The 18,898-nt window shown below is 69.8% G+C and carries 17 protein-coding genes; 12 read left to right on the forward strand and 5 right to left on the reverse strand.

Annotation, left to right across the window (positions count from 1 at the left end):
* Positions 1–4: 4 nt before the first annotated feature.
* Positions 5–1,903 (reverse strand): flagellar hook-length control protein FliK, encoded by a 1,899-nt coding sequence (locus IE246_RS23680; protein WP_189994354.1) that lies wholly within the window; start codon positions 1,901–1,903, stop codon positions 5–7.
* A gap of 429 nt (positions 1,904–2,332) precedes the next feature.
* Between IE246_RS23680 and IE246_RS23685 the strand changes: the two genes are divergently transcribed.
* Together IE246_RS23685 and IE246_RS23690 are read left to right on the forward strand one after the other, a co-directional pair.
* Positions 2,333–3,163 (forward strand): flagellin, encoded by an 831-nt coding sequence (locus tag IE246_RS23685; RefSeq protein ID WP_189994356.1) that lies wholly within the window; start codon positions 2,333–2,335, stop codon positions 3,161–3,163.
* A 283-nt stretch (positions 3,164–3,446) separates the two neighbouring features.
* Entirely contained in the window at positions 3,447–4,277 is an 831-nt protein-coding gene (locus tag IE246_RS23690; RefSeq protein ID WP_189994358.1) for a flagellin, read from the forward strand.
* Between the two features lie 19 nt (positions 4,278–4,296).
* Here IE246_RS23690 and IE246_RS23695 read toward each other — a convergent pair whose 3' ends face one another.
* Positions 4,297–6,126, reverse strand: coding sequence for a tetratricopeptide repeat protein (locus IE246_RS23695; RefSeq protein WP_189994360.1), 1,830 nt, complete (start codon positions 6,124–6,126; stop codon positions 4,297–4,299).
* A gap of 106 nt (positions 6,127–6,232) precedes the next feature.
* On the opposite strand from IE246_RS23695, the gene flbT reads away from it, so the two are divergent.
* The 10 genes from flbT (at position 6,233) to IE246_RS23745 (ending at position 16,756) form a co-directional block, all read left to right on the forward strand.
* Entirely contained in the window at positions 6,233–6,682 is a 450-nt protein-coding gene (gene flbT / locus IE246_RS23700; RefSeq protein ID WP_189994363.1) for a flagellar biosynthesis repressor FlbT, read from the forward strand.
* Between the two features lie 8 nt (positions 6,683–6,690).
* Positions 6,691–7,125 (forward strand): flagellar biosynthesis regulator FlaF, encoded by a 435-nt coding sequence (gene flaF / locus IE246_RS23705; RefSeq protein WP_189994365.1) that lies wholly within the window; start codon positions 6,691–6,693, stop codon positions 7,123–7,125.
* A gap of 12 nt (positions 7,126–7,137) precedes the next feature.
* Positions 7,138–9,084 (forward strand): tetratricopeptide repeat protein, encoded by a 1,947-nt coding sequence (locus IE246_RS23710; protein WP_189994367.1) that lies wholly within the window; start codon positions 7,138–7,140, stop codon positions 9,082–9,084.
* Positions 9,081–11,006 carry a tetratricopeptide repeat protein gene (locus IE246_RS23715; protein WP_189994369.1) on the forward strand — a complete coding sequence of 642 codons (1,926 nt, stop codon included), beginning with the start codon at positions 9,081–9,083 and terminating at the stop codon, positions 11,004–11,006. The genes IE246_RS23710 and IE246_RS23715 overlap by 4 nt, the downstream gene beginning before the upstream one ends.
* A 259-nt stretch (positions 11,007–11,265) precedes the next feature.
* Positions 11,266–12,093 (forward strand): flagellin, encoded by an 828-nt coding sequence (locus tag IE246_RS23720; RefSeq protein WP_189994371.1) that lies wholly within the window; start codon positions 11,266–11,268, stop codon positions 12,091–12,093.
* A gap of 69 nt (positions 12,094–12,162) precedes the next feature.
* A complete protein-coding gene (gene flaF / locus IE246_RS23725; protein WP_189994373.1) occupies positions 12,163–12,537 on the forward strand; it encodes a flagellar biosynthesis regulator FlaF in 375 nt (124 codons plus the stop codon).
* A gap of 110 nt (positions 12,538–12,647) precedes the next feature.
* Positions 12,648–14,078, forward strand: a complete 1,431-nt coding sequence (gene flgK, locus IE246_RS23730; RefSeq protein WP_189994375.1) for a flagellar hook-associated protein FlgK — start codon at positions 12,648–12,650, stop codon at positions 14,076–14,078.
* A 21-nt stretch (positions 14,079–14,099) separates the two neighbouring features.
* Complete coding sequence (locus IE246_RS23735) at positions 14,100–15,083, forward strand: flagellin (RefSeq protein WP_189994377.1); 984 nt, start codon at positions 14,100–14,102, stop codon at positions 15,081–15,083.
* A gap of 151 nt (positions 15,084–15,234) precedes the next feature.
* Positions 15,235–15,675, forward strand: a complete 441-nt coding sequence (locus tag IE246_RS23740) for a hypothetical protein (RefSeq protein WP_189994379.1) — start codon at positions 15,235–15,237, stop codon at positions 15,673–15,675.
* Between the two features lie 115 nt (positions 15,676–15,790).
* A complete protein-coding gene (locus IE246_RS23745) occupies positions 15,791–16,756 on the forward strand; it encodes a tetratricopeptide repeat protein (RefSeq protein WP_189994381.1) in 966 nt (321 codons plus the stop codon).
* 61 nt (positions 16,757–16,817) lie between these two features.
* Here the strand turns inward: IE246_RS23745 and IE246_RS23750 are convergent, their stop codons facing one another.
* The 3 genes from IE246_RS23750 to IE246_RS23760 are packed head-to-tail and all read right to left on the reverse strand — an operon-like array spanning position 16,818 to position 18,741.
* Positions 16,818–17,264, reverse strand: a complete 447-nt coding sequence (locus tag IE246_RS23750) for a hypothetical protein (RefSeq protein WP_189994383.1) — start codon at positions 17,262–17,264, stop codon at positions 16,818–16,820.
* The gene (locus IE246_RS23755; protein ID WP_189994385.1) at positions 17,261–17,614 is read right to left on the reverse strand and encodes a rod-binding protein; all 354 of its coding nucleotides are present in this window, start codon (positions 17,612–17,614) and stop codon (positions 17,261–17,263) included. Before IE246_RS23755 ends, IE246_RS23750 begins: the two co-directional genes overlap by 4 nt.
* Before the next feature lie 14 nt (positions 17,615–17,628).
* Complete coding sequence (locus tag IE246_RS23760; protein ID WP_189994388.1) at positions 17,629–18,741, reverse strand: flagellar basal body P-ring protein FlgI; 1,113 nt, start codon at positions 18,739–18,741, stop codon at positions 17,629–17,631.
* Positions 18,742–18,898 lie beyond the last annotated feature (157 nt).

Raw genomic sequence — 18,898 nt, forward strand, 5'->3', positions numbered from 1 at the left:
CTCCTCAGGCCACGAGGTCGTAGCTGCCGTCGGCGCGCTGTCCGCCGGGATCAGCCGGGGATGTCGGATCCGCGACTGCGTCGTCGGTCGGTCCGGGCGCGTCAGGGCCGGCTGGTCCGCCGGCGGATGCAGTCTGCCGGTCGCCCCGGTCGGTCGGCTGGCCGCTGCCCCCGCGCAGGTCGAATTCGAGCGAGTTCTGGTCGGTCTTCAGCCCGGCGTCCTGCAGTGCCTTGTCGAGCATCCGGGCGTCGCGCTGGAGCATGTCCAGGGTTTCCGGTCGCTCGGCGCTGATCCGGGCGTGGACGGTGCCGTCCTTGCCCAACTCGAGCTTGACGTCGACTTTGCCGAGCTCCTCGGGGTTCAGGCGGATGGTCAGCTTGCCGCCACCGTCGGCGGCGGAGTTCGCGAGTTTCACGGCGACCTGGCCGACCACAGTGCTCGGCAGAGCACCGGGTCGACCCTGGGCGGTCGCCTCCGCCCGGGAGGCCATGGCGGTGGTAAGCGTGCTCTGGGGTCCGCCTGGCCCGGCCGTGAAGGGAAGCGAGGAGGGGCTGGCCGACGATGTCGTGCCGCCGCCCTGCAACGGCGCGCGCGCCGTTCGCGTCGAAAGGATCTCCTGGAACTGGGCGCGCGCGGCGTCGCCGCCGAAGCCGCGCTGGCCGATCGTCGCGGCCCCGAACGGGAACGCGCCGCCGGCCTGTGCCTGACCGCCCGCCGTCTGGCCGCCGCCCGTCTGACCGCCGCCACCGGCGTTCTGGCCACCGGGGTTCTGGCTGCCGGACTGGCCGGCGTCCGCGGTCTGGGCTCCGCCCGCATTGGCGTTGCCGCCGTCGGCGCCGACGAACAGCGCCTGGCCGCCACCGACGTGCAGCGTGGTTCCGGGCTGCAGGGCCGTCGCCTGGGCGGCCGCCGCCTGCGCCACCGCGGCACCGTGTCTCCCGGCCCCGTCGGCCGCAGCCATGTGGGCCTGCACCAGGACCGCCGACGACACGCCCTGGGTGCGGGCGATCACCGGTGCCTGCTCGATCGTCACCTTGACGTCACGCGGCAGGGACTTGCCGCGGCCGCCGGCGTTCCGCGCCTCGGCCAGGGCCTGGCCGGACGCAGCCGCAGGCTCGGACCCGGCGGCGGGCTGCGCGCCCGGCCGGGCAGTCGGGTCCTGGGCGGGCTGGTTCTGGGGAGCCTGAGCCGTCTGGGAGGCCGTTGCCGGCGGCCGGCCGGGCTGGTCCGGAACCGGCTGCGCCGGCCCGGTCCGGGCGGTGGGCCGTTGATCGGCCGGGGGCTTGGCTGCCGCAGCCTGTACGACCGTGGCCTGGGCGGTGCCGGCGGCCTCGGCCTGCGGGGCCGCGCTCGGAGCCGCAGCCGCCTGCGCAGCCGCGCCCGTCGGTGCCGGGGCAGGATTTGCCGGGCCGTTCACCGGGGTGCCGACGGTACCCTGGGGCGCGGCGCTGGCCGGATTCTCGCCGGCCGGTGTCCCGAGCGGGGTGGGGGCCTGGGTCGACTGCGGAACCGAGGGAGCGTCGGCCGTGCGACCCGCAGCCCGGCCGCTGCCGGTTCGATCGGCGGCCGGCGCGGAAGCGGTCGGATTGGCGGACGTCTCCGGCGCGGCGGTCCGGGCGTCGTGCCGGTCGCCACGGTGGCCCTGCCGCGTTTCGTCGGTCGTCTTGTCCGTCGCCTCGTCCGGCTCTCGCGGCTCGCCTCTCTCCGGCTCGGGGGCGCGCTCGACCGGTGACCTGTCCGACGCGCGCTGGCGCGAGACCTCGTCGGCCTTGGCGGGATCCTGCGGCGACAGGTGCGCCATCAGCTCCATGACCCCGCGAAAGCCGTCCTCCGCACCGTCGCGACGACGGCCGCCGGTGGTCGGGGCGTTGGCGATCTTCGGGTCGAGCGAGTTGATGTCCATGACGTCACCTGGTCGGTCGTGTCCGATCGACCTGTTGCAACCCGCGGGCCAGTCGGCGGGTTCGGTCGAATCCGGGGGTTTTGAAGGAGTTGCAGGCGCCCGCCGGAAGGGCGACCCGGCAAGATCTGCCGGGGGCGGGCAATTCCTGCCCGGGCAGCGTGTCGGGCTTGCCGGGCGGCGTGCCGCGGGTGGGTGGGCGAAGCGCTCGGCGACCCTCGCCCACGCCGGCCGTGCCGCGGAAAGCCTCGGCCGGTACGGGTCCTGCAAGCGCTGCCGGTCGGTGGGATCTATTTAATAACGCATTTAAAACAAAAATAATTAAAATGCTTGACATCTCTCCGGGCTTCCTGTTTCATGGCTGTTAGGACGGACTAGATCCGACCGGGTCGGCAAAACGCCGACGTCACCCTTAGAAAGAGGAAGACGACAATGGCTGTGCAGAACTCCATCAACACGAACGTGGGTTCCTTCGTGGCTCTCCGTAACCTCAACTCCGTGAACCGCAATCTGGACGTCGTCCAGAACCGCGTGTCGACCGGTCTGAAGGTTTCGGGCGCGCTCGACGATGCCTCGAACTTCTCGATCGCCCAGGGTATCCGGGGCGAGCTGAAGGCGATCGGCGCCGTCACGCAGGGCCTGAACAATGCCAAGGGTATCGGCAAGGTCGCCATCGCGGGCACCACCGCGATCTCCGACCTGCTGCAGACCGTCCGCCAGAAGCTGACCGAGCTCTCGAACGAGGGCATCACCACGGCGCAGCGCTCGATCCTGACGGACGACTTCAACCAGCTGCTGTCGCAGGCGGCGAACTTCATCGACAACGCCACCTTCAACGGCGTGAACCTGCTCGATACCGCTGCGGTCAGCACCGACGTCAACACCCTCTCGAACCTGGCCGGCGGCACCCTGACGCTGACCGCCCAGGATCTGCGTACGACGGTCGTCACCCTGGCGGGTGCGACCGTGGCGGATGCCTCGGCGGCCCAGAACGTCCTGGCCAACGAGTACGCGAACCTCGAGTCGGTGGTGAACACGGCGCTGGGCTCGCTCGGTGCGGAAGTCCGTGCCCTCGAGCTGCAGACCTCGTTCCTGGAGCAGATCTCGGATGCGACCGACGAAGGCCTCGGCAACATCGTGGACGCCGACCTGGCCCGTGAGTCGGCCCGCCTGACCTCTCTCCAGGTGCAGCAGCAGCTGTCCGTGCAGACGCTGGGCATCGCCAACCAGCGGCCGCAGATCCTCCAGGGGCTCTTCCGGTAATCGGCGACGCGTAATGGGACGCGGGGTGGGGCGACGCCTCACCCCGCCATCCCACGAGAAAAAATTCGAAAGGAGGTGCGAAACCGCGGAAATTCGAGCAGCTAAATCTTTGGTTAACTAGATAAACATCTGTCGGACCACGCCTCCCGGCCGTGCCGTAGCGCTTGCCGTCGATCGACCGTTATTCGATTGACTCGCCCGCGCTCGCGGTGCATTTTCTATGGTGCTCTGGGGTTCGCCCCTACCTGGGCAAAATGCCCAACCTTAGAAAGAGGAGGCCAAAATGGCTGTTCAGAACTCAATCAATACCAACCCGGGCGTGTTCGTCGCTCTCCGGACCCTCAACAGCGTCAACCGTGACCTGGACGTTTCGCAGAACCGCGTTTCGACCGGTCTGAAGGTTTCGGGCGCACTCGACGATGCCTCGAACTTCTCGATCGCCCAGGGTATCCGGGGCGAGCTGAAGGCGATCGGCGCCGTCACGCAGGGCCTGAACAACGCCAAGGGTATCGGCAAGGTCGCCATCGCGGGCGCCACCGCGGTTTCCGACCTGCTGTCGAACGTCCGCACGAAGCTGACCGAGCTCTCGAACGAGGGCATCACCACGGCGCAGCGCGCGATTCTGACGGACGACTTCAACCAGCTGCTGTCGCAGGCCGCGAACTTCATCGACAACGCCACCTTCAACGGCGTGAACCTGCTCGATACGGCCGGCGCCAGCACCGACATCAACACCCTCTCGAACCTGTCCGGCGGCACTCTGACGCTGACCGCCCAGGATCTGCGTACGACGGTCGTCACCCTCGCGGGCGCGAGTGTGGCGGACGCCTCGGCGGCCCAGAACGTTCTGTCCAACGAGTACGCGAACCTCGAGTCGGTGGTGAACACGGCGCTGGGCTCGCTCGGTGCGGAAGTCCGTGCCCTTGATCTGCAGACCTCGTTCCTGGAGCAGATCTCGGACGCGACCGAGGAAGGTCTGGGCAACATCGTGGACGCCGACCTGGCCCGCGAGTCGGCCCGCCTGACGGCGCTGCAGGTGCAGCAGCAGCTCTCGATCCAGACGTTGGGTATCGCCAACCAGCGTCCGCAGAGCCTGCTCGGCCTGTTCCGTTAATCTCGGAACCGACCAACGCTCAATCGAGCCGGGCGGCCTTGCCGCCCGGCTCTTTTGTTTGGGCGATCGTCTCGGCCGTCCGGTCCGCCACGCGCTTCATCAGCGGCTCCCAGTCCTCGCCGGGCCGGCGGTGCAGGCCGGTCACCGTCGGGTACCAGGGCGAGCGGGATTGCCCGAGGGCGACCCAGCCGCGGCCGAGGCCGAAGCCGACGGTCGGGGCGCCGACCGCGCCCGCCAGGGCGAGTACCGCGGTCTCCGCCGACACCACAATGTCGAGCGCCGCGATCAGTGCCGCGACCCCGTCGAGGTCGTCGCGGCGATCCAGGCCGGGGGGCAGCAGCGGCGGCGGCAGGCCGGCGGCGGCCGCCGCGGCCAGTTCGTCCGTGCAGTCGTCGTATTGCAGGACCACGACGCGCCACTCCGGCCTCGCCAGCAGGATGCGACAGTCCGGCAGCGCGGGATAATACTTGAGCCGGTCCCCGGTGCGCAGCCCGGACCGCCAGCACAGCCCGATCCGCGGGATGCCCGGAGCCTCGGCGTCCAGCCATCGCCGGAACGCCGCAATCCGCCCGCGGTCCGGGACCAGGTGGAGGGGCCCGTCCGGAAAGGCGTCGACCTCGGGACGGAACAGCGACGGAAGATCCCCGGCCGCGACCCAGTGCGTCGGCTCGAAGCCGGGGCAGTACGGCGGTGTTCCCGCGGACCGCTCGCTGCGATCGCGGTCGAACCAGCGCAGCACGGGGTAGGTCCGCTCGGCCAGCGGACGCAGGCGGGCGTCGAGCTCGACGGCGACCGCCGCCAGCCGGCCGTCGCGCACCCGGGCGGCGAGGTCCGGCCAGCAGGTGGCGAACAGCAGCTCGTCACCCAGGCCCTGTTCGGCGAGCACCATCAGCCGGGCGCCGGTCTCGCCGGACCAGACCGCCGCCGGCAGGCCCGGCCGCTGCGACAGGACCCGGCGCGACGGGCGGTCCCGGAACAACCGCCAGCCGGTTTCGAGCCGGCCCATCGCAAGATGATAGCTCGACAGGTTCGCCCGGATCTGCGGATCCCGCGGATCGATCATGGCCGCCCGCCGGCCCTCGCCGGCGGCCTCCGCGAATCGGTCGGCCCGGTACAGGCACTGGGCGCGGTTTCCGTAGGCCCGGGCATTGCCCGGTGCCAGCACGGCGGCGGTGCGCGCCGCGGTGTCGGCCTCGTCGATCCTGTCCAGATCGAACAGGGAGGCGGCGAGCGTCGAACGTACGGCAGAGGACGCCGGGCCGAGGCAGACCGCCCAGCGGCCGATCGTCCGTGCCGATTCGGGGTGGCGCCGGGAGCGCAGGGTGTCGGCCAGGTCGGTCACCGCCGGCCGGTCGGTCGGATCGATCAGGGCGGCCCGCCGCAGGCTGACCGATCCGTCGTCGTGCGCCGCCGCCGTTCCGAAGGCACGGCCGGCCCGCGCCAGCCCGAGCCCGTGCCAGCCGACCGCGCGCAGCGGCGCCAGCACGACGACCCGGGCGGCGGCCCGCTCCGGCACCGCCCGGCCGGCGTCGCGCGCGACCCGGATCATCCCGGTTGCCGCTTCGAGAAGCGCCGGCGACAGCAGCAGGGCGCGGCGCAATGCCGCGGTGGCGCTGGCTTCCTGGCCGAGCGCGCTCAGGGCGAGGCCGAAATGGGCCCAGGCGTCGGGGGTCCGGGGCGCGCGTCGAAGCGCCGTCGCCAGCAGCGGCAGCGCGGCGGCCGGCGACCCCAGCTGCAGCAGCGCGAATCCGAGGAGGTGGCTGGCCCGGGCGTGCTCCGGCTCGATCGCCAGGACGTCGCGGTAGATCGCGACCGCGTCGGCGATCCGGCCGGACCGATGCGCGGCCACGGCACGCCCCAGCAATGTGGCGATGACCGTCACGACGGCACGCTGGCCGCGCGGCGGTCGCTCTGGCTCGGCTTGACAGGGCAGGGGTCCATGCGACACTTAGCTTATGCCGCTGAAGGTCAACATCAAGCCGGGTGAGAAGTTCGTCGTTAACGGGGCCGTCATGGTCGCCGGCAACAAGGGTGCTTCGCTGATCCTGCAGAACGAAGCAACGATACTTCTCGGTAAAGACATCATGCAAGAGGACGAGGCCAACACGCCGGCCCGTCGCATATATTTCACAATCCTTTTAATGTATCTCGACGATACCGATCGCAAGAAATACTATCCCACGTTCATGAAGTTGATTGAGGATTTCATGGAGGCCACGACCTTCAACGAGGTTCGCAAGACGCTGCTGCACATCGTGCAGGACGTCAACGGGGGCAAGTACTACCGGGCGTTAAAGACTTGTAAAGCATTGATGACCTATGAGAGCGAGGTGCTGGCGTTCGGCCAGAACCAAGGCAGTAGCCCGGACTTGAATGCGTTGGCAGCCGCGCACGACGATCGCTGAGTGTCCGAATGTCCCAGTACGATGCCTACAAGCGCACGATCAAGCAGACCGCCACGCCGCGGGACGTCGAGTACCGGCTCCTGGCGCAGGTGACGGCCGCGCTGATCAAGGCGAAGGACATGACCGACGGAAGCGGCCGAGATCCGCGCCGCATGGCGCAGATCATGGACGCGCTGAACTGGAACAACCAAGTCTGGGACGCCTTCGTCGAGGACGTCGGGACCGAGGGCAACATGCTGCCGCGGGAACTGCGGGCGGCGATCGTGAGCCTCGGCATCTGGGTCACCCGCGAGACCGGGATGGTGGCTGCCGGCGAGGGCGACATCGAAGCGCTGATCGCGGTGAACAAGGCCATCATGCGCGGCCTCAACCCGGGGATGGCGGCCCGCGAGGACGAGGCCGCCGCGGCCGAGGCCGCCGCCACGCCGCAGCCGCCCCGCTGAGAAAGGCTGGGCATGGCTGCCGCCAAGTCCGGCGCGGCGTCTGCCGAACTCGTACGGTCGTTCAACGCGGCGGTGGCGCATCACTCGGCGGGCCGCCTGGGCGAAGCCCGCGACCTCTATGAGCGGCTGCTGAAGCGGCTGCCGGACCACCCCGACCTCCTGGATCTGTACGGAACGCTGCGCCACCAGCTCGGCGACCATGCGGCAGCCGCCGCGTTCGTCGGGAGATCGGTCGCCCGGCGGCCGGCGGCGCCCGCCGCCTGGAACCATCTCGGCTCGATACGGCGGGCGCTTGGCCAGGCGGACCAGGCGGACAGTGCGTTTCGCCGCTCGGCGATGATCATGCCGGCGGCGGCGGAACCCTGGATCAACATCGGCATCGTCGCCAACGACCGCGGCGACCCGGAGCGCGCGGTGCGGGCGGGGCGTCGGGCCCTGTCGGTGCAGCCGTCCCTGACCGAGGTCCGAGTCCAGGTCGGGGCGGCGCTGTCCGCGCTCGGCCGGATCGTCGAATCGCTCGACGCCTTGCTGCCGGTGCGGCGGGTCGCCCCGCTTCGGGCCGATCTCGCCCTGCACCTGTCGGCCGTGCAGGCGGCGGTAGGGGACCATGCCGCCGCGCTGGACACGGCGCGGCGCGGCATCGTCGCGAACCCGATCGTGCACGAGCTCTATCCCCGGCTGCTCGGGGTCCGCGATCCGGAGTCGGATACCGATGCCTTCGTCCGGTGGGCAGGCTTCGCCACCTGCCTGCGACCCGGCGAAGCCAGGCTGTGGGCGAACCGGGCGGCCGAGCTGTACCGGGCGGCCAGGTTCGACGCGGCCGGTCGCCAGGCCATGCGGGCCGGGGTCCTCGAGCCGGCCGACCGCGCGGCCCTGCAGAACATGGTGTCGAGCGCCTACAGCCTGCGGCGGTTCGAGCACGGCCGCCGGGTGGCGCAGTGGTGCCTGGCCGCGCATCCCGGGGCCGCCGACGTGCGGTTCGCCCTGGCCGAGATCGAACTGGTGATCGGCGACCTGGGCCGCGCCTGGACGCTCTACGAGGCCCGGATCGTCCGGGCCGACGCCATGCCGAGGCTCGGGCTGCCGCCGCGCTGGGATGGGCCCGGCACCGAGGACGGCCCGCTGCTGGTCGCCGCCGAGCAGGGAATCGGCGACGAGGTCGTCTTCCTGAGCTGCCTGCCCGACCTGCTGGATGCGGTGTCGGTTCCGGTCGTGGTCGAGGTCGACCGGCGGCTGGTGCCGGTCATGGCCCGCAGCTTTCCCGGGGTGCGGGTGGTCGCCCGCCAATACCCGGCCGACGCGCCGGGCCGCCGGCTCCTGGACTATCGGGACCTGGTCGCGCGAGAGGGCCTGCGCCGGGTGGTGTTCGCCGGGTCGCTGCCGCGCTACTTCCGGCGCGACCGCTCGCGACCGAGCGACCGCGGGGGTTACCTGGTTCCCGATGCCGAGCTGGTCGCGGCTTGGCGGACCCGGCTCGCCGGCGGGCGCCCGGCGACGACCGTCGGCCTGGTCTGGAAGAGCGCGCGGATGACCCGTTTCCGCGCGCAGTTCCATGCCGGGATCCTCGACTGGGCCCCGATTCTCGCCGTGCCGGGCTGTTCGTTCGTCAGCCTCATGCCGGGCGAGGTCGACGCCGAGATCGCCCGGGTCCGCGAGCGTCTGGGCGTCACCATAGAGAGGCCCGCCGGCCTGGACCCGTGGAACGACATCGATTCGCTGATGGCGCTGATGGCGTCGCTCGACGTGGTGGTGGCGGCGCGCACCGCGACCTGCGCGTTCGCCGGAGCGATCGGCGTGCCGACGATCCGGGTCGCCCCGAGCTATTATCGCATCACCGACGATCGCGACCTCTTCTTCGCCAACGTGACGCCGGTTCTCGACCGGCTCGCGGCGTTCGATGCCAGGGTCGCGGCCGAGGCCGCGGCACGGCTCCTGAGTGAACGGACCAGCCAGCCATGACCGCCCCGACCGGCCTTAACCTGCGTATCCAGAACGCCCTCGCCCTGCATCGCGCCGGGCGCCTGCAGGAAGCCAGGGCGGCGTATGAAGGTGTGCTGGCCCAGGCGCCCGGCAATGTCGACGCGCTGCATCTCCTCGGCACGCTGATGACCCAGCTCGGCCACCCCGCCGAGGCCGTCCCGCTGCTGGAGCGCGCGGTCAAGCGGATGCCGAAATCGGCCCCGTGCCTCAGCCACTTCGCCGACGCGCTGGCGGCCGTCGGACGCGGGCGCGAGGCCGAGGCGGCCTGGCGCAAGGCGCTGAAGCTGGCGCCGCGGGACGCCGAGGCGAGCTTCAACCTCGCCGGCCATCTCGCCCAGGCCGGCCGCTGGCGAGACGCCGAGCCGTTCGCCCGTCGGGCCGCCGAGCTGCTGCCGAACTCGCTGCCTGCGAGGTACCGGTTCGCGCTCACGCTGGAGGGTCAGGGCCGGTCGGCCGATGCCCTGGCCCAGTTCCGGGCGGTTGTTCGGCTTGCCCCGAACATGCGGGACATGCACCGCCGGGTGGTCGCCAACGCCGCTGCCGCCGGCGACATGGCGACCGCATGGCGGGCGGCGCAGCGTTGCATGGTCCTGCAACCGGAGGCGGCCGACGGGTTCGTGGCGATCGAGGCGGTCGTCCTTCCGGAGATCGGCCAGGACGCCAAGGGACGCTGGATGCGGCGGGCCGTGACCGCCGCTCCGGGGGCCGGTTTCCTGCGCGCGGTGTGTGCCGGCTACCGCTACGAGGCCAAGGACTATGCCGGGGCCCTCGAGGAGACGCGGCGGGCGATCCTGGCGAATCCCGAGACCGCGCTCGGCTACGCGACCCGGGCGAGGGCGGCGAACATCCTGCCGAGCTACGATCTGGCCGGGCAGGCGACGCGCTGGGGGCTGCGGCTGGCGCCCGGCGATCCCGAGCTGCTGTTCCAGCACTCGCAGGTCGAGAAGGCGATCGGCGACCTGGCGCTGGGCTGGGCGCTCGACGAGCACCGGGTGCGAAGCCCGCGGTTCCACCTGACGCTGGCGCTGCCGGCGCGCTGGGGCGGGCCGGGCACGCCGGTCGGCCGGCTGCTGGTCGCGACCGAGCAGGGCGTCGGGGACGAGCTGCTGTTCCTGTCGTGCCTGCCCGACCTGCTCGCGGACGTACCCGACCCGGTGGTCGAACTCGACGCCCGGCTGCATCCGCTGTTCCGGCGCAGCTTCCCCGGGATCACGCTGGTCCCGCGCCAGGCGACCCGCCTGGAGGCCGGCCGTGCGGTGTTCGACTACACCCGGGTGGCCCGCGAGCATTCGATCACCCACTACATCCATGCCGGCAGCCTGCTCGGGCTGTACCGGGCCGAGCGGGCCCGGCCGGCGACCCGTCGGGGCTATCTGGAGGCCGATCCCGAGGCGGTTGCGGCCTGGCGCGAACGGCTGGCGGGGCTCGGCCCGGAACCGAAGGTGGGGGTGTCCTGGCGCAGCATCGCGGTGGCCTCGGCGACCCGCTTCAGCGCCTACGCCCCGCTCGACGACTGGGCGCCGATCCTGCGCCTGCCGGGCATTCGCTTCGTCTGCCTGCAGTACGACGAGTGCCGGGCCGAGGTCGAGGCGTTCCGGGAGCGGACCGGGCTCGACCTCTGGATTCCCGAGGGGCTCGACCAGATGGACGACCTCGACGGGACCGCGGCGCTGATGTCGGCCCTGGACGCCGTTGTGTCGGCGCCGACCACCGTGTGCTGGCTGGCCGCCGCGGTCGGCGCGGAGACGTTCCGCATAGCCCAGGGCAAGTTCTCGATCGCCGCCGACCGGGACCACTTCTTCCCGAACATGCACCCGCTGGCGCCGGCGGGCCGCCCGCTCGACCTGAAGGCCGCCATCGCGCGGGCCGCCGAGGTGCTGCCCTCCGCCGTCCTGGGGTGATCGCCCGGCCGGTCCAGATCGGCGGAAATTGCCAGATCTGACCGGCAATTCCTGCCGCGAGGACCCGGGTCGGCCCTGCCCGGGATCGCCGGTCTCCAGGAAAATATCGTTAAATCAAGGAGTTGGTCGTCGTGCCGGTTTGGCCCGCGGCTTGCGCTTCGTTTGCCGAGGACCCCCGTCGACGTCTGCCCGGAAAAAGCAGGCAGGCAAGAAAGAGCCGGCGGGCGGGTCGATAGAACGTTGACGAAGGACCGGCACAATGGCGAACAACTCCATCCTGACCAACCCCGAAGCCCTGATTGCGCTTCGGAACCTGGAGCGGACCAACAAGACCCTGGCCGTCACCCAGAACCGGGTGTCGACCGGCTTGAAGGTGACGGGCGCGATCGACGACGCCTCGAACTTCGCGATCGCCCAGGGCATCCGCGGCGACGTCAAGGCGCTCGGCGCGGTCGTGCAGGGGCTGAACAACGCCAAGGGCATCGCCAAGGTGGCGATCGCCGGTGCCACCAGCATCTCCGACCTGCTGCAGACCGTGCGGCAGAAGCTGACCGAGCTGTCGAACGAAGGCATCACCTCCACCCAGCGCGCGATCCTGCAGGACGACTTCCAGCAGCTGCTGTCGCAGGCGGCGAATTTCATCGACAACGCCGTGTTCAACGGCGTGAACCTGCTCGACACCACGGGCGCCAGCCCGAGCGTGAACACGCTGTCGAACATCAACGGCGGCACGCTGACCCTCACCGCGCAGGATCTGCGCACCACCGTCATCACCCTGGCCGGTGCCGCCCTGGCGGACGCTTCGGCGGCGCAGAACGTGCTGGCCAACGAGTTCTCGAACCTGCAGTCGGTGGTCAATACCGCCCTCGGCTCGCTCGGCGCCGAAGCGCGGGCGCTCGAGCTGCAGACCACATTCCTCGAGGAAATCACCGACGCCACCGAAGAAGGTCTCGGCAACATCGTGGACGCCGACATGGCGCGCGAGTCGGCCCGTCTGACCGCCCTGCAGGTCCGCCAGCAGCTCGGCGTGCAGGTGCTCGGCATCGCCAACCAGGCCCCGCAGATCCTGCTCGGCCTGTTCCAGTAGTCGTCGGCGAAGGGGACGTGACGCCGGCCGAACCGGTCGTCGCGGGTGGCTGAAGCGGAGGGTCGCTGAATGCAAGGGTACAACGCCTATCGCAAGGTACAGGGGGCCACGGCAACCCAGAACGGCCGTGACCTCGAGTACCGGCTGCTTGCCCAGGTCACCGGGGCGCTGATCAAGGCGCAGGAGGGCAAGATGACGCTGCAGGAGAAGCTGAACGCGATCCTGCACAACGAGAAGGTCTGGGGAGTGTTCCTCGCCGACCTGCATCATCCGGACAATCGCCTGCCGCAGACCCTCAAGGGCGCGATCGCCAGCCTGGCGCTCTGGGTCATGCGCGAGACGCGCCTGGTGATGGATACCGACGCGCCGCTCGACGACCTGATCCTCATCAACCGCCAGATCATGGCGGGCCTGAAGCCGGAACCCCAGGCGATGGCCGGATGAGGCGGGCGCCGCCAACCCGGCGACCCGGTTGGCCGGCTTCTTGCATCTCTGATGAGCGGGTGTCCGTCACCCGCCCCGGCATGCCGGGTCGCAGGAACTGAGGACCGTCGATGTCACTGTTCGATGCAATCTCCACCGCCCGCAGCGGTCTGATCGCGACACAGTCCGCCATCGACGTCGCGTCGCGCAACATCGCGAACGCCAGCGTCGAGGGCTACACCCGCAAGATCCAGGAGCAGTCGACCCGGGTGGTCGACGGCCGCGCCGGGGCGGTGAAGGTCGAGGAGGTCACGCGCAACGTCAACGCGCAGCTGCAGCGCGACGTCCGCGAGCAGAGCTCGGTGGTCGAGGAACTGACCATCATCGAGGACTTCCTGTCGCGGCTGGAGCTGGAGTTCGGCCGGCCCGAGGACAGCAGCTCGGTCGCCTCCAAGGTCACGGAACTGAAGAAGGCGTTCCAGTCGCTGGCCACCAACCCGGACCAGTCGACCGCGCAGAACGACGTGATCAGCGCCGCGGAGGAGCTGGCGCTGGCGCTCACCACCCTCTCCGATTCGATCCAGGCGCTGCGGGCCGAGGCCGACCAGCGGATCGGCGATTCCGTCGACTCCATCAACGAGGCGCTGCAGAACATCGACTCCCTGAACGCCGAGATCGGCGCCCGCAAGACGCTGGGCCAGTCGACCGCGGACCTCGAGGACAAGCGCGACGTATGGGTCCAGAAGCTGTCCGAGCAGATGGACATCCGGACCTTCGAGCGGTCGGACGGGCGGCTCGCGGTGCTGACCGGGGACAGCCAGTTCCTGATCGACCAGGCGGCGGTGACGCTCACCTTCTCGCCGTCCGCCAGCGTGACCCCGGGGTCGGCGGTCAACGACATCATGCTGGACAACGGCTACCTGGCGCCGTTCGCGATCACCAGCTCGTTCTCCGACGGGACGGTGGCCGGGTTGGTGCAGCTCCGCGACACCCTGATGCCGCTGGCCCAGGACCAGCTGGACTCGCTGGCCTTCGAGCTGGCGCAGCAGTTCGACTCCGTCACGGTCGGCGCGACCACCGCCGACCTGGACCTGTTCACCGACAGCACCAACACGGTGCCCGGCGCCTCGGCCGGCTTCTCGGCGCAGATCCAGGTCCGCACGACGCTCGCCGGCGCCGATCTGCGCGACGGCATCGGCGGCACCTTCACCGCGTCCGGCGCCAGCGATTCATCGCTGCCGCTGGCGATCATCGACATGTTCGACACCAAGCAGGCGTTCGTGGCGGTGACCGGCCTGAACAGCACTTCCTCGACGATCGAGGAGTTCGCCGCCGAGTTCGTCAGCTACCAGGCCAACCAGGCGGCCGACTACGAGAGCCAGCTCAACTTCCAGGAACAGATCCGCAGCCTGCTGGATGAGCGGCTGAAGGACGAGAGCGGCGTCAACCTGGACGAGGAGCTGGCCAGCCTCATCCAGCTCGAGAGCGCGTTCGCGGCCTCGGCCCGGGTCCTGAGCTCGGTCCAGCAGGCACTCGACGAGCTCCTGAACTCGGTGCGGTAAGGCTTAACGGGACGAAGCGACATGCGTATTGCGACCGTCACTCAGAACCTGCGGATCGACAACTCGATCACGTCGATCCAGCGTCAGATCGCCGACGCGCAGCTGCAGATCTCGACCGGCAAGCGCTCCCAGGTCTACAGCGGGTTCGACGGGCAGGATGTGCGTCTGCTGATCAATCTCAAGGAGCAGCGGACCAGCGTCGAGTCGTACGTCACCACGATCAAGAACACCCAGGTGAAGACCAAGACCATCGATGCCGCGCTGGTCACCTTCACCGACATCACTCAGGATCTGCGCAAGAAGCTGTACGAGCAGGTCGAGGGCCTGTACGACAACTCCGCCCTGGCGCTGCAGACCTTCGCCAACGCGGCGATCGACCAGCTGACCAACCTCCTGAACCAGACGGCCGACGGCAAGTACCTGTTCAACGGCACCGACACCGACGCCCAGCCGATGATCGATGCCGCGACGACCAAGGGGGCGTATGTGCAGCCGGCCTTGTCCGGTGGCTTCGCCGGCGTCACCGCGGCGGTGACGACCTTCTTCGGCACCGACACGAACTGGAACAACGTGACGACGCCGGCTCCGGGGTCGCTGCGGGCGCGGATCGACGAGGGCGTGGACGTCACGTTCGGCGAACTGGCGAACGACGACGCGTTCGAGGAAGTCTTCGAGGTCATGTACGCCTTCGCCAACGTGAATTTCCAGCCGGGCGACGACGCCAACTACGAGCAGCTGGTGAACTGGGGCATCGGCAAGGTCGAGGCGGCGTTCGAGCTGATCAACGACATGGTCGGCCAGAACGGCGTGATCGGCGCCCAGATGAAGACGCGCGAAGAGGCGCACTCCGACAGCCTGACGTTGCTGGAGACCCAGATCCTCGACATCGAGGACATCGACCCCTACGAGGCGGTCAGCACGTTCCAGACGCTGCAGGCGCAGCTCGAGGCGTCGTTCCAGACCACCTCGGTGCTGCGTGGCCTGTCCCTGACCCGCTACCTGTAGGCCGGCCCCCGGCCGGGCGCCGCCGTAGGCACCGCGCTCGCCCTCCGCGGCGGCTGCGGAATCGTTTCTGCTGGACGCGCCCGGGTGATCCGCCTATTTTAGGATCTGGTAGTCTACGAAGTAGGCCTGTGTCTCCAGAACGGAGGTCGTCATGGAAATTGACGCACGATTTCCGACGGTCCAGGCCAACCAGGCTCTCGAAGCCCGCGACGGAAAGAACTCGACCCCGCCGCAGGTGGCGCCGGTTGGAAGCGGGGCGGAGTCGGAGTTCTTCATCAGTCCCGTCCTGACCTTCGACTCGCGGTCCCTGACCGTGATCTTCCAGGTTCGCGACAGCCGGTCCGGCGATGTGGTCCGGCAGTTCCCGCCGGAGGCGGTGGTGGAACGCTACCGTCAGGACCCGACGGCCAAGCCGTTCGTGCTCTCGCCACGCTCGGCGTCCGGGGAGGACGACTCCGGGGCTGCATCTGAGTTGCTGGCTCCGTTCCCGGACCCGGGCGACCGGTCCTCGACAACCGAGACCCCGGCCCAGCCGGCGCCCCGCCAGTCGGGCGAAGGGGCCGGTCCGGATCCGGTCGACCTGGTCGCTTGACGTCGCTTCGACGGGGATTGGGTCGCCGGGGCCGACAGCAACCGGTTTCCCTATGGCTGTCCATATGTGGTAGGGTCACCCACTCGTGTATCAAGAAGTGGCGGAGGCCCTCTCGATGAATCCCGGCGATCCGCTCCATCGGCTGCTGGTTTCGGCGATCCAGCATCAGGAGGCGAACGAGGTCGAGGAGGCTCGCGACCTGTACCTCAAGATCCTGGAGCAGGACCCGCGTCACGAGCAGGCCCTGCACCTGGCCGGGTTGCTGTGCCTGCAGAACGGTGAGCTCGACGGCGCGCAGACGCTCCTCGAGGCGGCGATCGACGTCAACCCGGCGAACGCGTCCTATCCCAACCACCTGGGCGTGGTGGCGCTGCGGCGGCAGGACCTGGCGGGGGCGGCCGAGCTGTTCCGCCGGGCGATCTCGATGGATCAGGGCTACGCCGAGGCGCACTTCAACCTCGGGATCGCGCTGCGCGGCATGGACGATCTCGACGGCGCCGCCGCGGCTTTCGACGAGGCTCGCCGCCACGACCCGGACAACGACCGGATCATGGTGTGGGCGGGGGTTCTCGCGAACGAGCGGGGCGCTCCGCAGGAAGCGGCGGAGCTGCTGATGCGGGCGGTCGAGCGCAACCCGACGAACACCGAGGCCATCCATCAGCTCGGCGACGTGTTCGCCTCGCTCGGCGAACTCGCCGAAGCGGAAGGCTGCTATCGCACGGCGATCGGCGTCGCCCCGAGCATCGCCGGCATCCACGGCAAGCTCGGCTCGGTGCTGACCCAGATGGGACGGCTGGAGGAGGCGCGGGCATCCTTCGAGACCGCGCTCGACCTGAACCCGGATGACCCGGCGCTGCTCGGCGGGCTGGCGCTCGTCCAGCTCGAAGAGGGCGACCTCGAGCAGGGCAGGGCGACCGCCGAGCGGGCCGTCGGAATCGACGAGCAGAGCGTGGACGGCCACTATGCCCTGGCCCGGGTCCATCGAGCGCTGGGCGATGTCGAGCGGGCCCGGGCCGAGGCCGCCAGGGTCCGGGAACTGGCCCCGGACAATGCCCGTTACCTCGAGGGCCTGTTCATCTGAAGCCCGATCCGATCGGCCGTAGCGCGCATGAAGCGGGCCCGTAGCCGGGACCGGCGGCAGGTCAGAGCGTCCGGTTGATCCCGGCGGCGCCGACGCCGGCGGAACCGTAGGCGGCGTAGCCGCGGACCGGCTTGCTGGTGTTGACCGCCGGACCGGTCACGCCGCGCGCCTTCTTGACGCCGGCGATCACCATCTTGACCACCCGGTCGGCGGCGTCGTGCGCCGACTTGAGGGCCAGCATGTTCTCCGACAGGGTCTCCCGGAAGGCCGCGTAGAGCTTGCGCAGGTCGCCCCGCTCCTCGGCGGACAGCGAGTCGAGCACCGTCAGGTTCTTGCGGAGCCTGGTCTGGTGCTCGTCATAGGTCTTGGCGAGCTGGACCTTGCGCCGCTGGACGTCCTCGAGCTTGGCGAAGTCGCGGGCTTTCACCAGGTCGACCTCGTGCCGCATGACCGCCATGAGCTGGGTCATCGACTCCACGAACAGCTTGACCACGTCACGCGGATTCATCGGGAGACCTCCTGGAGCTGGAGCAGTTGACGTTCGATGGTGTCGGCGATGCCGATGCCGCCGCGCTTGGCGATCACGTCGCCGACCTCCTCGATGTAGAAGTCGCGCCACATGCCCTCGGCGTGGCCGCCGCCGAACATGCCGTCGGTCTTCACGCCCTTGAACATGTGGGTGAGCATCTGGGAGACGAACTGGCTCTCGAACTTCTCGGCCGACTTCCGGACCGCGGTCTTGTCACCGGCGGCGGCTGCGGCCTTCAGGGTGTCCCGCTGGAACTCGGCGGCACCCTGGGTGCGGGCCAGGCCGACGTCGCCGACGGCGGGGAGCGAGGTGGCGAGGGAGTCGTACATGTCCGTTCTCCCGGTCAGAGCACTTCGAGCTCGGCCTGCAGGGCGCCGGCGGCCTTGATCGCCTGCAGGATCGAGATCATGTCGCGCGGGCCGACGCCGAGGGCGTTCAGGCCGTTGACCAGCTCCTGCAGGGTCACCTGCTGCGGCAGCACGGTCAGCTTGTTGTCCTTCTGCTCGTCGATCTCGATCTGCGTGCGCGGGACCGTGACCGTCTCGCCGGTCTGGGCGAAAGGCTGCGGCTGGCTGACCTGCGGGGTCTCGGTGATCCGGATGGTCAGGTTGCCCTGGGCGATCGCCACGGTGTTGATGCGGACGTTCTCGCCCATCACGATCACGCCGGTCTGCTCGTCGATCACGACCTTGGCGATGTTGTCGGGGGTCACCCGCAGCTGCTCGATGTCGGTGATCAGGGCGACCGCGTTGTTGCGGTAGGCGTCCGGCACGATCATGCGCACGGTGCCCGGGTCGGTCGGCTGGGCGATCGGACCGCCGACGAAGGCGTTGATCGCCTGGGCGATCCGTCGCGAGGTGGTGAAGTCCGGGTTGCGCAGCGCGATCCGCACCGTCTCCATCTGGTTGAGCGCGAAGCCGAGCTCGCGTTCGACCAGCGCGCCGTTGGCGATCCGGCCGCCGGTCGGGACGCCGCGGGTGACGCTTGCCGCCTGGCCCTGGGCCGAGAAGCCGCTGACCGCCACCGGGCCCTGGGCTACGGCGTAGACCTCGCCGTCGGCGCCGACCAGCGGGGTGACCAGCAGCTGGCCGCCAAGCAGGCTGTCGGCGTCGCCGATCGAGGAGATCGTCACGTCGATCCGGGTGCCCTGGGTGGCGAACGGCGGCAGGATCGCGGTGACCATCACGGCGGCCACGTTGTCGGTATCCAGGTCGTCGTCGCGGGCATTGACGCCGAGCCGCTCCAGCATGCCGACCAGGCTCTCCCGCGTGAAGATCGCGCTGCCGATGTCGTCGCCGGTGCCCTTCAGGCCGACCACCAGGCCGTAGCCGATGAGCAGGTTCTCGCGCACACCCTCGAAATCGACGATGTCCTTGATTCGGGTCTGGGCCTCGGCGGTGCCGAGGTTCACGGCCAGCGCGATCAGAAAGGCCGTTGCCGTTGCCAGTCGTCGCATCCAGCGTCCCGTCGTCATGGTCATGGTCCCCGCGGTCGAAGTTGCCGGGTGGCCCCGGTCTCGCGAATGGACATGCCAGAAGCGTGCCAGTCGCCGGGCCGGCGGTCGAACAGGGTGGCGTCGAAACCCGGAGCATCGCGTGCTATAAGGGATGCAT

It is taken from the genome of Thalassobaculum fulvum, from assembly GCF_014652915.1.
Taxonomy (GTDB): Bacteria; Pseudomonadota; Alphaproteobacteria; order Thalassobaculales; family Thalassobaculaceae; genus Thalassobaculum_A; species Thalassobaculum_A fulvum.